The 14,052-nt window shown below is 71.0% G+C and carries 14 protein-coding genes; 6 read left to right on the forward strand and 8 right to left on the reverse strand.

Annotated elements, in window-relative coordinates; genetic code table 11:
* Positions 1-39: 39 nt before the first annotated feature.
* The 7 genes from EIM48_RS15050 to cyoA all read right to left on the reverse strand — a co-directional run bounded on the left by EIM48_RS15050 (position 40) and on the right by cyoA (position 6,964).
* A complete protein-coding gene (locus EIM48_RS15050) occupies positions 40-588 on the reverse strand; it encodes a response regulator transcription factor (RefSeq protein ID WP_028914900.1) in 549 nt (182 codons plus the stop codon).
* The gene (locus EIM48_RS15055; RefSeq protein WP_125112033.1) at positions 581-1,957 is read right to left on the reverse strand and encodes an ATP-binding protein; all 1,377 of its coding nucleotides are present in this window, start codon (positions 1,955-1,957) and stop codon (positions 581-583) included. Before EIM48_RS15055 ends, EIM48_RS15050 begins: the two co-directional genes overlap by 8 nt.
* Positions 1,920-2,735 carry an SURF1 family cytochrome oxidase biogenesis protein gene (locus tag EIM48_RS15060; protein ID WP_125076832.1) on the reverse strand — a complete coding sequence of 272 codons (816 nt, stop codon included), beginning with the start codon at positions 2,733-2,735 and terminating at the stop codon, positions 1,920-1,922. Before EIM48_RS15060 ends, EIM48_RS15055 begins: the two co-directional genes overlap by 38 nt.
* A gap of 63 nt (positions 2,736-2,798) precedes the next feature.
* Positions 2,799-3,212, reverse strand: coding sequence for a cytochrome o ubiquinol oxidase subunit IV (gene cyoD, locus EIM48_RS15065; RefSeq protein WP_028914903.1), 414 nt, complete (start codon positions 3,210-3,212; stop codon positions 2,799-2,801).
* Positions 3,209-3,844 carry a cytochrome o ubiquinol oxidase subunit III gene (cyoC, locus tag EIM48_RS15070; protein WP_125112034.1) on the reverse strand — a complete coding sequence of 212 codons (636 nt, stop codon included), beginning with the start codon at positions 3,842-3,844 and terminating at the stop codon, positions 3,209-3,211. Before cyoC ends, cyoD begins: the two co-directional genes overlap by 4 nt.
* A complete protein-coding gene (cyoB, locus tag EIM48_RS15075) occupies positions 3,837-5,852 on the reverse strand; it encodes a cytochrome o ubiquinol oxidase subunit I (protein ID WP_050992244.1) in 2,016 nt (671 codons plus the stop codon). The genes cyoC and cyoB overlap by 8 nt, the downstream gene beginning before the upstream one ends.
* A gap of 59 nt (positions 5,853-5,911) precedes the next feature.
* The gene (gene cyoA, locus EIM48_RS15080) at positions 5,912-6,964 is read right to left on the reverse strand and encodes a ubiquinol oxidase subunit II (protein WP_125112035.1); all 1,053 of its coding nucleotides are present in this window, start codon (positions 6,962-6,964) and stop codon (positions 5,912-5,914) included.
* 198 nt (positions 6,965-7,162) lie between these two features.
* Between cyoA and EIM48_RS15085 the strand changes: the two genes are divergently transcribed.
* The 5 genes from EIM48_RS15085 (at position 7,163) to lolD (ending at position 11,202) form a co-directional block, all read left to right on the forward strand.
* Complete coding sequence (locus EIM48_RS15085; RefSeq protein WP_125112036.1) at positions 7,163-8,491, forward strand: MFS transporter; 1,329 nt, start codon at positions 7,163-7,165, stop codon at positions 8,489-8,491.
* Between the two features lie 125 nt (positions 8,492-8,616).
* Positions 8,617-8,814 (forward strand): succinate dehydrogenase assembly factor 2, encoded by a 198-nt coding sequence (locus tag EIM48_RS15090; RefSeq protein WP_050992246.1) that lies wholly within the window; start codon positions 8,617-8,619, stop codon positions 8,812-8,814.
* On the forward strand, positions 8,765-9,214 hold the full coding sequence (locus EIM48_RS15095) for a protein YgfX (RefSeq protein WP_037034634.1): 450 nt from the start codon (positions 8,765-8,767) through the stop codon (positions 9,212-9,214). Before EIM48_RS15090 ends, EIM48_RS15095 begins: the two co-directional genes overlap by 50 nt.
* A 43-nt stretch (positions 9,215-9,257) precedes the next feature.
* Positions 9,258-10,499, forward strand: a complete 1,242-nt coding sequence (locus EIM48_RS15100; protein WP_026010346.1) for a lipoprotein-releasing ABC transporter permease subunit — start codon at positions 9,258-9,260, stop codon at positions 10,497-10,499.
* A complete protein-coding gene (gene lolD, locus EIM48_RS15105) occupies positions 10,492-11,202 on the forward strand; it encodes a lipoprotein-releasing ABC transporter ATP-binding protein LolD (RefSeq protein WP_028914905.1) in 711 nt (236 codons plus the stop codon). The genes EIM48_RS15100 and lolD overlap by 8 nt, the downstream gene beginning before the upstream one ends.
* A gap of 8 nt (positions 11,203-11,210) precedes the next feature.
* Here the strand turns inward: lolD and EIM48_RS15110 are convergent, their stop codons facing one another.
* Complete coding sequence (locus EIM48_RS15110; RefSeq protein WP_125112037.1) at positions 11,211-11,516, reverse strand: SelT/SelW/SelH family protein; 306 nt, start codon at positions 11,514-11,516, stop codon at positions 11,211-11,213.
* Between the two features lie 239 nt (positions 11,517-11,755).
* Here EIM48_RS15110 and EIM48_RS15115 point away from each other — a divergent pair.
* Positions 11,756-14,052 (forward strand): DNA internalization-related competence protein ComEC/Rec2 (locus EIM48_RS15115; protein ID WP_233581716.1); only part of this gene is annotated, 2,297 nt, incomplete at its 3' end.

Raw genomic sequence — 14,052 nt, forward strand, 5'->3', positions numbered from 1 at the left:
GCGCCCCGGCCCGAATCACCAATCACCAATCACCGCAGGCTACTTGACCTGCTGCTTGCCCAGCTTGCGGGCCAGGGTGCGGCGATGCATGCCGAGGCGGCGGGCGGTTTCGGAGACGTTGAAGCCGGTTTCGGCCAGGACTTCGTGGATCCGCTCCCATTCCAGGGTCTTGATCGAGGTGGGACGCTCGCCCAGGCCGACGTCGGCGTTGCCCTGGGCCTTGCCGAAGGCGGCTTCGATGTCGTCGGTGTTGGAGGGCTTGGCCAGGTAGTGGCAGGCGCCCAGCTTGATCGCTTCCACCGCGGTGGCGATGCTGGCATAGCCGGTCAGCACCACGATCAGCATGTCGGGATCGCGCGCATGCAGGGCCTGGACGCAGGCCAGGCCGGAACTGCCGCCGGCCAGCTTGAGGTCGACCACCGCGTAGCCGGGCTCGAACTCCTGCAGCACCGCGTCCAGCTCGGCCTGGCCGGGCACGTGCCGGACTTCGTAGCCGCGGCGCTCGAAGGAGCGGACCAGGGTGCGGGCGAAGGCAGCGTCGTCTTCGACGATCAGCAGCTTGCGCGGCTGCTCAATGGATTCATTCATCGTCATCGGCATCCGGGTCGGGGGGATCGGGCTGGGGCGGTAGCAGGGCGGCCAGTGGCAGTTCCAGGACCACCCGGGCGCCGCCGGGGGAGCGGTTGGAGGCGTTGAGGCGTCCGCCCAGGCTGCGGGCCACGTTCAGCGAGAGGAACAGGCCCAGGCCGCCGCCCGGGCGGCCCTTGGTCGAATTGTAGGGCTTGCCGAAGTTGGCCAGCGTCTGCTCGCTGAACCCGGGGCCGTTGTCGCTGACCTCCAGGACCAGGGTCTGCCGGTCGCCCCCGGCGAGGCGGACTTCCATGCCAACCCAATCCGGCGATGCCTCCAGTGCGTTATCCAGGATGTTGCCGATCATCTGCTTGAGGCCGGAGTCGGAGATGATCGGCACGTCCGCCTCAAGGCGGCGGCGGTAGTCGAGCGTGCGCACCGGACGGGTGGCGCTCCATTCGCTGACCAGGCCGTCGAGGAAGGTTGCCAGGGTGGTCTGTGCCGGCGCTTCGCCGCGGGCGTCGCCGGCCGACAACAGGATGCCGGTGACGATCGACTTGCAGCGCTCGAGCTGGGCCTGCATTTCGTCCAGGTCCTGCTGCAGGTCCGGGTGTTCGGTGAACGGCGCCATGCGCCGCCAGTCGCCGAGCAGCACCGACAGCGTGGCCAGCGGCGTGCCCAGTTCGTGCGCGGCGCCGGAGGCCAGCAGGCCCATGCGCACGATGTGCTCCTCCTCCACCGCCTGCTGGCGCAGCGCCGCCAGGCGTGCGTCGCGGTCACGCAGGATGCGGGCGATGCGGCCGATGAACAGGGCGGCCAGGGCCGCCGTCAGCAGGAAGCAGGCCAGCAGGCCCTGCACGTAGGGATCGGCCACGCCGCGCGCCGGATTGGCGTGGATGGTGACCGGCCCGGGCGAGACCACCATGCCCAGCACGCCGGCGCAGGCCGCGGCCACCACCACCCACGCGGCCCAGCCGGGCAGTAGCAGGGCGCCGAGCGCCACCTGCAGGAGGTACAGGAACAGGAAGGGGTTGGTGATGCCGCCGCTGAGGTAGAGCTGCGCGGTCAGCGCGGCCACGTCCACCAGCAGGGCCGCCAGCAGCGCCAGGTCGCCGACTTCCTGCCGCGGCCGCCAGAACACCAGGCAGGCCAGGTTGAACGCGGCCAGGCAGCCGGCGATGCCCAGCATGGTGACCAGCGGCAGCTCGATGTCCAGCGCGAAGTGGACGAAGCCGATGGTCGCGACCTGGCCGACGATGGCGTACCAGCGCAGCTCGATCAGCTGCTGCATGTTGCGCAGGCCGGCGCCGTGCGCCTCGTCGGCCGGGGCCAGTTCGAACAGGGCGGGGCTAGCGGGCGCGCCCGCGCCCGGGGTGCGTGGATCCATCCGGTTGCTCCGTGCTGCGCTGGCGCCAGTGGCGGCGGATGCGCCGTTCCTCCAGCGCGAAGCGCCAGGCGCCGAAGGCCACCAGCAGGGCCAGCGCGAACCAGGTCAGCGCATAGCCCAGGTGGTTGTCGCGGAACCGTACCACCGTCAGCCCGCCGCGGGGCCAGGGGCTGCCGGCCTGGACCGCCGAGGCGGCGTCGGCGTCGATGAAGTAGGGCAGGGCGCCGGCCAGGCCGCGGTGGGCGGCGATGGCCTCCACGTCACGCGAGTACCAACGCTCCTGCTCCGGCTGGTTGCGGCGCAGGAAGCCGCCGCCGGGCTCGCCCAGGCGCAGCAGCCCCGTGACTTCCGCCGGGGCGTCCGCATCGGGCGGGACGGGTTGCCAGTGCTCGGGCACGAAGCCCAGGTTGACCAGGACCACGCTGCCGTCGTCGCGGCGCAGCGGCCGCAGCAGCCAGTGGCCGGAACCGGCCTCGGTCAGCGCCTGGGTGCGGGTATCCAGGCCCGGCAGCCAGTGGCCGCTGACGCGGACCCGGCGGTATTCGTGGTCGACGGGGGAAGAGGCCGCCCACGCGGCTGCGTCGGGCGCAGGCACCGGGGCGGCGTGCACCCGCGCGTCGACGCGGGCGATGAGGTCGTGCTTCCAGTGCAGGCGCTGGACCTGCCACAGGCCCAGCGAGAGGAACAGCAGGAACCCAAACGCGAACGCCACCGCCAGGACGGCGGTGGCGATCGGGCCGTGCGGCCGCCGCGGGGCGGCCTCAGGCAGGCTGTTCATGGCGGTGGACCCTGGAACCGTTGTCCATGTGGCCAGCGTAACAGCCGCGGCGCATGGCCGGCGTCAGGGCATGACCCGCGCGTCGTGGGTCGACATGTGCGGCATCATGTTGGCGTTCATGTGGTGCATGACCCACAGCGAACCGGCCAGCACGATCACCACCAGGACCACGGTGAACATCAGCGCAAGCATGTTCCAGCCGCCTTCCGAGCGCGCGTTCATGTGCAGGAAGTAGACCATCTGCACCACGATCTGGACCACGGCCAGGCCGAGGATCACCAGGGCCGTGGTGCCGGAGTCCTGGATCACGTTGCCCATCACCAGCCAGAACGGGATGGCGGTGAGGACCACCGACAGGACGAAGCCGATGACGTAGTCGCGCAGGCTGCCGTGCGCGCCCTCCTCGTGGGCGTGGTGCTCGCCGCCGTGCTCGTCGTGGCTGGCGGCGTGGGCGTGGATGTCGTGGGGCTGGCTCATGGCAGCACTCCCATCAGGTAGACGAAGGTGAAGACGCCGATCCAGACGACGTCGAGGAAATGCCAGAACAGGGACAGGCACATCAGGCGGCGGCGGTTGGCCTCGTGCAGCCCGTGCATGCGCACCTGCACCATCAGCACCACCAGCCACACGATGCCGAAGGCCACGTGCAGGCCGTGGGTGCCGACCAGGGCGAAGAACGAGGACAGGAACGCGCTGCGCTGCGGGCCGGCGCCCTCGTGGACCAGGTGCGAGAACTCGTACAGCTCCAGCCCCAGGAACGCGGCGCCGAACAGGCCGGTCACCGCCAGCCAGCCGAGCACCCCGGCGGTGCTGCGGCGCTGCATGGACAGCATCGCGAAGCCGTAGGTGATCGAGGACAGCAGCAGCATGGCCGTGTTGAGGGCCACCAGCGGCAGGTCGAACAGGTCGGCGCCGGTGGGGCCGGCGGCGTAGTTGCGGCCCAGCACGCCGTACACCGCGAACAGGCAGGCGAAGATGAGCAGGTCGCTCATCAGGTAGATCCAGAACCCGAGCAGGGTGCCGTTCTGCGGGTGGTGGTGGCCGCCGGTGTCGTAGAACCGGGTCGGGTCGCCGGCGAGCGGCGAGGATGCGATGGCGGCGTCAGACATTGGCGTTCTTCAGCAGTTCGGTGCGGGCGGCTTCGGTCTCGGCCACGTACTCGGCCGGGATGTAGTAGTCCCGCTTGTAGTTGAAGGTATGCACGATCGAGGCGATCACGGTCGCGGCGAAGGCGCCGATGGCCAGCCACCAGATGTGCCAGACCAGGGCGAAGGCGCACACGGTGGACAGCCCGGCGATGACCACGCCGGCGGCGGTGTTCTTCGGCATGTGGATCGGCAGGAAGCCGGAGGTCGGGCGCTGGGCGCCGCGCTGCTTCATGTCCCACCACGCGTCGTTGTCGTGCACCACCGGGGTGAAGGCGAAGTTGTACACCGGGGGCGGCGAGGAGGTGGACCATTCCAGGCTGCGGGCGTCCCAGGGGTCGCCGGTCACGTCGCGCAGCTTCTCGCGGTTGCGGAAGCTGACGAAGATGCAGACCAGGAAGGCGGCGATGCCGATGGCGACCAGCACCGCGCCGAAGGCGGCGACCTGGAACCAGATCTGCAGCGACGGGTCGGTGAAGTGGCTCATGCGGCGGGTCACGCCCATCAGGCCCAGCACGTACAGCGGGGTGAAGGCGAACCAGTAGCCGGCCAGCCAGAACCAGAACGAGACCTTGCCCCAGAACGGGTCGAGCTTGAAGCCGAAGGCCTTCGGGAACCAGAAGGTCATGCCGGCGAACAGGCCGAACACCACGCCGCCGATGATCACGTTATGGAAGTGCGCGATCAGGAACAGGCTGTTGTGCAGCACGAAGTCGGCCGGCGGGACGGCCAGCAGCACGCCGGTCATGCCGCCCACCACGAAGGTGACCATGAAGCCCACCGTCCACAGCATCGGCACCTCGAAGCGGATGCGGCCGCGGTACATGGTGAACAGCCAGTTGAAGATCTTCGCGCCCGTGGGGATCGAGATGATCATCGTGGTGATGCCGAAGAACGAGTTGACGCTCGCCCCCGATCCCATGGTGAAGAAGTGGTGCAGCCACACCAGGTACGACAGGATGGTGATGCAGACGGTCGCGTAGACCATCGAGCTGTAGCCGAACAGGCGCTTGCCCGAGTAGGCCGAGACGATTTCCGAGAACACGCCGAAGATCGGCAGGATCAGGATGTAGACCTCCGGGTGGCCCCAGATCCAGATCAGGTTCACGTACATCATCGGGTTGCCGCCGAGGTCGTTCGTGAAGAAGTTGGTCCCCACGTAACGGTCCAGCGACAGCAGCGCCAGGACGGCGGTCAGCACCGGGAAGCTGACCACGATCAGCACGTTGGTGCACAGCGCGGTCCAGGTGAACACCGGCATCTTCATCAGGGTCATGCCCGGCGCGCGCATCTTGACGATGGTCACGATCAGGTTGACGCCCGACAACAAGGTGCCGACGCCTGCTATCTGCAGCGCCCAGATGTAGTAGTCCATGCCCACGTCGGGGCTGTACTCGATGCCCGACAGCGGCGGGTAGGCCAGCCAGCCGGTCTTGGCGAACTCGCCCACGAACAGCGACAGCATGACCAGCACCGCGCCGGCGGTGGTCATCCAGAAGCTGAAGTTGTTGAGGAACGGGAAGGCGACGTCGCGGGTGCCGATCTGCAGCGGCACCAGGTAGTTCATCAGGCCCGTCACCAGCGGCATGGCCACGAAGAAGATCATGATCACGCCGTGGGCGGTGAACACCTGGTCGTAGTGGTGCGGCGGCAGGTAGCCCAGGTTGTCACCGAAGGCGATGGCCTGCTGCAGGCGCATCATCAGCGCGTCGGCGAAGCCGCGCAGCAGCATCACCAGGCCCAGCACCATGTACATGATGCCGATCTTCTTGTGGTCGATGCTGGTGAACCAGTCGCGCCACAGGGTGCCCCACAGCTTGTACTTGGTGATCAGCGCCAGCACGGCCAGGCCGGCCACGCAGGTGCCGATGAACGCCGAGAGGATGACCGGGTCGTGCAGCGGGAACGATTCCCAGCCCAGGTAGCCGGTCAACGGGTTATAGGGTGCCGAAGTGGAATGAGGGGAGGACATGATTCGGGACTTCCGTCGTCAGGCCGCCGCGCCGGGTGCGGGCGCGGCGACGGACCGCATCAGGAGCGGGAGAGGGTGGTGGCCAGGCCGGGGGCCGGGGCGTCGCCGGCGGCGCACATGGCCGACTGCACGTAGCGGCCGCCACGCAGGTCGCCGCGGCTGCGGGCCTCCAGGCCCTCCATGCGGGTGCGGCCGGAGCCGTTGCCGGCGTCGATGGCCATCATCTCGTGCAGGCACATCCGGCGCGGGTCGACGCAGCGGTTGAGGACGGCCTCGTACAGGGCCGGGTCGACCGCGGCGAAGTGGTGCACCGGCTCGCGCACGCTGGGCTTTTCCAGCTCCAGGTAGCCCTCGCGGCCCAGCTCCCTGCCGCTTTCGCGGACCTTGCCCACCCAGGCGTCGAAGCCTTCCTGGCTGAGCGCATGGAAGCGGAAGCGCATGCCGGAGAAGCCGGCGCCGCTGTAGTTGGACGAGAAGCCTTCGTACTCGCCCTCGGTGCTGATCACCGCGTTCAGCTCGGTCTGCATGCCCGGCATGGTGTAGATCATGCCGGCCAGCGCCGGGACGTAGAACGCGTTCATCACCGTGGAGGAGGTGAGCTTGAAGCGGATCGGGCGGTCGACCGGGGCAGCCAGCTCGTTCACGGTGGCGATGCCCTGTTCGGGGTAGATGAACAGCCACTTCCAGTCGAGCGAGACCACCTCGACCTCCAGCGGCTCCACGCCCTCCGGCACCGGCTTGCCCTCGGCGATGCGCTCGAGGGGGCGGTACGGGTCCAGGGTGTGGGTGGTGATCCAGGTGATCGAACCCAGGGCGATGATGATCAGCAGCGGGGCCGACCACACCACCAGCTCCAGCTGCAGGGAGTGGTCCCAGTCGGGCTTGTAGGTCGCCTTGCTGTTCGAGGCCCGGTAGCGCCAGGCGAAGAACAGGGTGAGGCAGATCACCGGGACGATGATGATCAGCATCAGCACCGTGGCGATGATGATCAGGTTGCCCTGCTGGCGGGCGACGTCGCCCGGGGCGTTCAGCAGGATGGTGTTGCAACCGCCCAGCAACACGGCCAGGCTGGCAGCCGCCAGGAGGCGGCACAGGGTCTTGGGAAGGGACATCGTGCTTCGATTCGCGCTTGGCGGGGGTGCGCTGCACCGCACACTGTACCGCCGGGGGCAGGGGGGGGCGATTGGACGTTTTGTCCTATCGCCCGGCGCGGGTTTTGGTGTCACCCTGTCCGGGCCGGGTTGTGTACCCGGCCGTGGCCGTGCAACCTTGGCCGCAGCGACACCTTCCCGCCGCCTGCAACCGTTGCCATGACCTCGATCCCAGTGTCCAGCCATACCGTCTCCATCCACGGCCAGGATGCCTCCCAGCACGAGGTCGCCCCCGGCGAGATCGCCGTTGGCGTCGTGATCGGCCGGGCCTCGGAGTACTTCGACTTCTTCGTCTACGGCATCGCCTCGGCCCTGGTGTTCCCGAAGGTGTTCTTCCCCTTCGCCGAACCCCTGCAGGCGACCCTGTACTCGTTCGCGATCTTTGCCCTGGCATTCATCTCCCGCCCGCTGGGCACGGCGCTGTTCCTGCGCATCCAGGCGCGCTGGAGCCGCGGCACCAAGATGACCGCGGCCCTGTTCCTGCTGGGCACGGCCACCGCCGGCATCGCCTTCCTGCCCGGGTACGCGCGCCTGGGGACGACCGCGATCGTGCTGCTGGCGCTGTTCCGCCTGGCCCAGGGCGTGGCGCTGGGCGGGTCCTGGGACGGCCTGCCGTCGCTACTGGCGCTCAACGCCCCCAAGCACCGCCGCGGCTGGTACGCCATGCTCGGCCAGCTGGGCGCGCCGGTGGGCTTCATCGTCGCCGCGGCGCTGTTCGCCTTCCTGCTCGGCAACCTCCCGGCCGAGGACTTCTACGCCTGGGGCTGGCGCTACCCGTTCTTCGCGGCCTTCGCCATCAACGTGGTGGCGCTGTTCGCGCGCCTGCGCCTGGTCGTCACCCACGAGTACGAGCGGCAGATGGGCCAGCGCGAGCTGGAGCCGGTGCCGCTGCGCGAGCTGTTCCGGGAGAAGGGCAGGCACGTGGTGATCGGCGCCTTCGCGCCGCTGGCAAGCTACGCCCTGTTCCACATCGTCACCATCTTCCCGGTCTCGTGGATCCTGCTGTTCTCCGAGCAGCCGATCACCGAGGTGCTGCTGGTGCAGGTGGTCGGCGGCTTCCTCGCCATCGGCGGCGTGCTGGCCTCCGGCGTGATCGCCGACCGCTTCGGCCGGGTCCCGACCCTGGGCGCGCTGGCGCTGGCGATCGCCATGTTCAGCGGCTTCGCCCCGACGCTGCTGGGCGGCGGCGAGCTGGCGCGGGACGTGTTCCTGCTGCTGGGCTTCGTCCTGCTGGGGCTGTCCTACGGCCAGTCCTCCGGCGCGGTGACCCGCAACTTCGGCTCCCGCTACCGCTACACCGGCGCGGCGCTGACCTCGGACTTCGCCTGGCTGATCGGCGCTGCCTTCGCCCCGCTGGTGGCCCTGGGCCTGTGCGCCAACTTCGGCCTGGCCTACATGGGCGCCTACCTGCTGTCCGGCGCGCTGTCCACGCTGCTGGCGCTGCTGGTGCACCGCTGGCTCAAGCAGCGCGAGGCCGCGGCCGGCTGAGGCCGGCCGCCGCGCGCCGTGCCCGGTAAAATGGCGGTTCCATTGCCGTGACCGATGCCGTGAGCGTTCCCGAGACCGATTCCGATATCCAGCTCCGCCGGATCCGCTGGCGCTGCCGCCGTGGCATGCGCGAGCTGGACCAGCTGTTCGAACGCTTCCTGAAACACCGCTGGGAGCAAGCTTCCGACGCCGAGCGAGGGGTATTCCTACGGATGCTCGATTGCGAGGACGATAAGCTCTGGCGCTGGTTCATGGGATACGAGGACTGTCCGGATGCCGAACTCGCCGGGCTCATCGCCGGCATCCGCGCCCTTCCGTCTTGAGTGGCGCCCCTCGCGCTGGCCGTCGCTGGCGCTGCTGGCGCTCGCGCCGCTGGCCGCGGCCTGCGTGCTGGCTTCCGGCGTCCCGCCGCGGGCCGGCGCGGCGCTGGCCGGCATCGCCCTGGCCTGGGGCCTATGGCAGGCGTGGGCGCAGCGCCGGCAGTCCCGCCACCTGCTGGTGCTGGACGCCGACGGCGGCGCGCTGTTCGACGGCGTGCGCGTGCAGGCCTGGCAGGTCCGCTGGCGCGGACCGCTGGCGGTGGTGGAGCTGGTCGACGACGATGGCCGCCGCTGGCGCCTGGCGTGGTGGCCGGACACCCTGCCTCCGGTGGCGCGGCGTGAACTGCGACTGGCCACGCGGCGCGGCCGCGCTTCGCTGTACACCTCGCCGGTGGCACCATAACCGCCCCAAGCGCCGGGTTCCCGGCAGCGGACATCCCTGATCCATGTTCAGACCGGTCCCCGTCGCCATCGGGTTGCGCTACCTGCGCGCCAAACGCCGCAACGCCTTCATTTCCTTCATCTCGCTGGCCTCGATCATCGGCATCGCCCTGGGCGTCATGGTGCTGATCACCACCATGGCGGTGATGAGCGGCTTCCAGAAGGAGATCCGCGACCGCCTGCTGCAGTTCGCCGCCCATGCCACCGTGTCGGCCAGCGGCGAGCCGATGCTGGAGTGGCGGGAGGCGCTGGAGGTGGCCGGGCGCGACCCGCGCGTGGCCGGCGCCGCGCCGTACGTGGAGACCGAGGCCCTGCTGTCCGGGCCGCGCCGGCAGCCGGCGATGGTGCGCGGGGTGGAGCCGGCGCTGGAGGAGCAGGTGTCGGAGGTCGCGCGCAAGATCAAGCGCGGCGACGCCGCCTCGCTGCAGCCGGGCTCGTTCAACATCCTGCTGGGCCAGGAGCTGGCGCTGTGGCTGGGCGTGGACGTGGGCGACACCGTGCTGGTGATGCTGCCGGAGTTCCAGGGCTCGCCGATGGGCGCGATGCCGCGCTACAAGCGCTTCACCGTCAGCGGCGTGTTCGAGGCCGGCTACAACGACATCGACCGCGGCCTGGCCATGGTGCACATGGACGACCTGCAGCGTGTGCTGCGGGTGGAGGGGGTTACCGGCGTGCGCCTGAAGCTGCACGACCTCAACCGCTCCTACGAGGTGGCGCGCGACCTGGCGCTGCAGCTGCCGGGCTTCTACCGGGTCAGCGACTGGACCCAGGAGAACGCCAACCTGTACCAGTCGCTGAAGATGGAAAAGACGGTGATGGGCATCCTGTTGTCGCTGATCATCCTGATGGGCGCCTTCACCCTGGTGAACTCGCAGGTGATGCTGGTCACCGACAAGCAGGCCGACATCGCCATCCTGCGCACCCTGGGCCTGACCCCGGGCGGGGTGATGCAGGTGTTCATGGTGCAGGGCACGCTGATCGGCATCGTCGGCACCGTGCTGGGCTTCGTCGGCGGCGTGGCCCTGACCTGGAACCTGGAGCGCATCCTCGACGCGATCGAGGCGCTGTTCGACATCACCCTGCTGCCCGAAGACGTCTACTACATCACCGGCCTGCCCACCGACATGCAGACCGGCGACGTGGCCGCGACCGTGGTGGTGGCGTTGCTGATGAGCTTCCTGGCCACGCTTTACCCGGCCTGGCGCGCGGCCCGGACCCAGCCGGCGGAGGCGCTGCGCTATGAATGACCCGATCCTGCATGCCGGCGAGGCGCTGCGCGCCGAGGGCCTGGGCAAGACCTACGCCGAAGGCAAGCTGCGCACCCACGTGTTCGACGGCCTGGACCTGCGCGTGGCCGCGGGCGAGACGGTGGCCATCGTCGGCGCCTCCGGTGCCGGCAAGAGCACCCTGCTGCACCTGCTGGGTGGGCTGGACACGCCCACCGCCGGCGAGGTCTACGTGGCCGGGCAGAAGATGTCGGCGCTGTCGGATGCCGCCCGCGGCCGCCTGCGCAACCGCGCCCTGGGCTTCGTCTACCAGTTCCACCACCTGCTGCCGGAGTTCACCGCGCTGGAGAACGTGATGATGCCGGTGCTGCTGTCCGGCGGCGATCCGGCCGAGGCCAGCCGCCGCGCCACCGAGCTGCTGCAGGCGGTGGGACTTGGCAAGCGCCTGGGACACAAGCCCGGCGAGCTGTCCGGCGGCGAGCGCCAGCGCGCCGCGGTGGCGCGGGCCCTGGTCAACCGCCCGGCCTGCGTGCTCGGCGACGAGCCCACCGGCAACCTCGACGAGAAGACCGCGGCCACGGTGTTCGACCTGATGCTCGACCTCAACCGTGCCCAGCGCACCAGCCTGGTCCTGGTCACCCACGACCGGCGCCTGGCCGCGCGCCTGGACCGGGTGCTGGAACTGCACGAAGGCCGCCTGCGCGAGTTGCCGCCGGCGGCCTGAGGCCGCGCTCAGCGGGAGGCCTGGTCGCGGTCGCCGCCGGCATGGCGGTCCACGTGCCCCAGGTCGCGGCCGGGGGCGATGCGGTCGCGCACCCGCTGCTTGAGCTCGGCGATCTCCGGGAAACCGCCGTCCTCGGCGCGCGACCAGATGCGCTCACCGTCGGCGTAGACCTCGAACACGCCCCCGGTGTCCGGCACCAGCGACAGCCGTGCCAGCTCGTTCTGGAAGGTGCCCAGCAGTTCCTGCGCCATCCAGGCCGCGCGCAGCAGCCAGCGGCAGCGGGTGCAGTAGTGGATCTCGACGTGGTGGTCCAAGGCGGTGCTCCGGCCGGGTCCGGCAGTATCGCGCGGCCGGGTGCGCGACCCAACCGCCCCGGCGCCGGGTAATTCCTACAGCGCAATCGCGCGTCGGCTGATGGACGCGTGCCGCCGGCCAGCTAGGCTGGCCGGGTGGCCGTGGTGCGGGAACGGGCATGGATGCAGCGGCGGACGAATCCCGATGGAGCGGGGCGACGGCGGCGGCGGGCCCCGGCGCCGTGCCAGCATGCCCGCGCGTGCCGCCCCCGGCCGGGCTGGCCTGCGCGGCGGCGCTGCTGGGTGGGGTCACTGCCTGCCTGTTCCTGCCGGCCTTGCCACCGGCGCCGCTGTGCTGGCTGGCGGCCCTGGCCGGCGCGGCGGCCTGGGCCTGGCCCTGGCGCGCACGCGCGGCCGGGGCGCTGTTTCTGGGAGTGGGATGGGCCGGCCTGCACGCAGGCTGGGGGTTGGCGGCACAGCTGCCGCCGGCGCTGGAGGGACACGACGTGCACCTCTCCGGGAAGGTGGTGGGCCTGCCCGAGCACGAGGCACGGCGCACGCGCTTCCTGTTGCGGGTGGGCGAGGACGCACCGCCGGAGCTGCGTGGCCGCCTGCTGCAACTGTCCTGGTACGACGACTTCGGTGCGCTGGAGCCCGGGCCGCGCCTGCAGCTGCAGCCAGGATCGCGCTGGAGCCTGTATGCCCGCCTGCGCGCGCCGCGCGGACTGGCCAACCCGGGCGGTTTCGACGCCGGGCGCCATGCCTTGGCCCAGCGCATCGCCGCCACCGGCTACCTGCGCGCGCCGCAGCTGGCCCGCGAACTGGCGCCGGCGGCCGGGATCGACGCCTGGCGCGGGCGCATGGCGGCGCGGATCGACGCCGGCGTGGGCGGACCGGCGGCGCGGTTCGTGCGCGCGCTGGCGCTGGGCGATACCCGCGGGCTGCAGGATCCGGACTGGGCGGTGCTGCGCGGGGTGGGACTGACCCACCTGATCGCGATCTCCGGTTTCCATGTCGGCCTGGTGGCCGGCTTCGGCGCCTGGGTAGTGGCCGCCGCCTGGTGGCTGCTGCCGCGGCTGGGCCGCCACCTGCCCAGGCTGCAGGCCGCGGCGCTGGCGGCGGTGGCCGCGGCGGCCGGCTATACCGCGGTGGCCGGCTTCGCCCTGCCGACCGTGCGTACCACGCTGATGATCGCGGTGGTGGCGCTGGCGCGGGTGGCGCGGCGCGCGCTGGGCCCCTGGGAAGGGCTGGCGCTGGCCCTGCTGGCGATCCTGCTGGCCGATCCGCTGGCGGTGCTGCAGGCCGGGTTCTGGCTCAGCTTCGCCGGCGTGGCCTGGCTGGTGTGGTGCCTGCCGGGCGACGGCCGGCGCCACTGGCTGCGCGACTTCCTGCTGGCCCAGGGCGTGGCCACCCTGGGCCTGTTGCCGCTGGGCGCGGTGCTGTTCCAGCAGGCCTCGCTGGCCGGGCCGCTGGCCAACCTGGTGGCGATCCCGTGGTGGAGCCTGGTGGTGGTGCCGTTGAGCCTGCTGGGCACGCTGCTGGAGGCGGTCCATGCCGGCGCGGGGACCTGGGCCTGGCGCCTGGCCGCGGCCTGCTTCGATCCCAGCTGGCGCCTGTTCGAGGCCATGGCCGCCGGCCGCTTCGCCCTGTGGTGGCTGCCGGAGGCGCGCTCCTGGGCGGTGCTGCCGGCGCTGGCCGGGGCGTTCTGGCTGATGCTGCCGCGCGGCGTTCCGGGCAAGCCGCTGGCGCTGCTGCTGTGGTTGCCGCTGCTGTGGCCTGACCGCGAGCTGCCGCCGCCCGGCGGGGTGGAGCTGCACGTGTTCGACGTCGGCCAGGGACTGTCGGTGCTGGTGCGCACCTCCGGCCGCGCCCTGCTGTACGACGCCGGACCGGCGGTCCGCGACGGCTACGACGCCGGTGAACGCGCGGTGCTGCCGGCCCTGCGCGCGCTGGGCGTGGCCCGCCTGGACCGGGTGGTGGTGAGCCATGCCGACCTCGACCACGCCGGTGGCTGGCCGGCGGTGCGCGAAGCGCTGGCGGTGGACCTGGCCTTGGCCCCGGAGGGGGCGCCCCTGGAGATGGACGGCCCCTGCCAGCGTGGCGTGGACTGGGAATGGGACGGGGTGCGGTTCCGCTTCCTGCACCCGACCGAGCACTTCCCATACCTGCGCAACGAGGCCAGCTGCGTGCTGCGGGTGGAGACGGCGCATGGCGCGGTCCTGCTGCCGGGCGACATCGGCGAGGTGGTCGAGCAGCGCCTGCTGCGGCAGCCGCAGGAGCTGCGCGCCGAGGTGGTGGTGGTGCCGCACCATGGCAGCAGCGGCAGTTCCTCGCCGGGCTTCGTGGCCGCCACCGGGGCGCGGCTGGCACTCGTGGCGGCCGGCTACCGCAACCGCTTCGGCCACCCGCACGAGCCGGTGGTGCGGCGCTGGCGCTACCACGGGGCCGAAGTGCTGGCCACGCCGGCCTCCGGCGCCATCCGGGTCTGGCTGGACGGCGACGGCCTGGCGGTGCGCGAGCGCCGCCCATGGCGCAGGCGGTTGTGGGATCGCCCGCT

This window comes from Pseudoxanthomonas sp. SGNA-20 (assembly GCF_003931635.1).
Taxonomy (GTDB): domain Bacteria; phylum Pseudomonadota; class Gammaproteobacteria; order Xanthomonadales; family Xanthomonadaceae; genus Pseudoxanthomonas.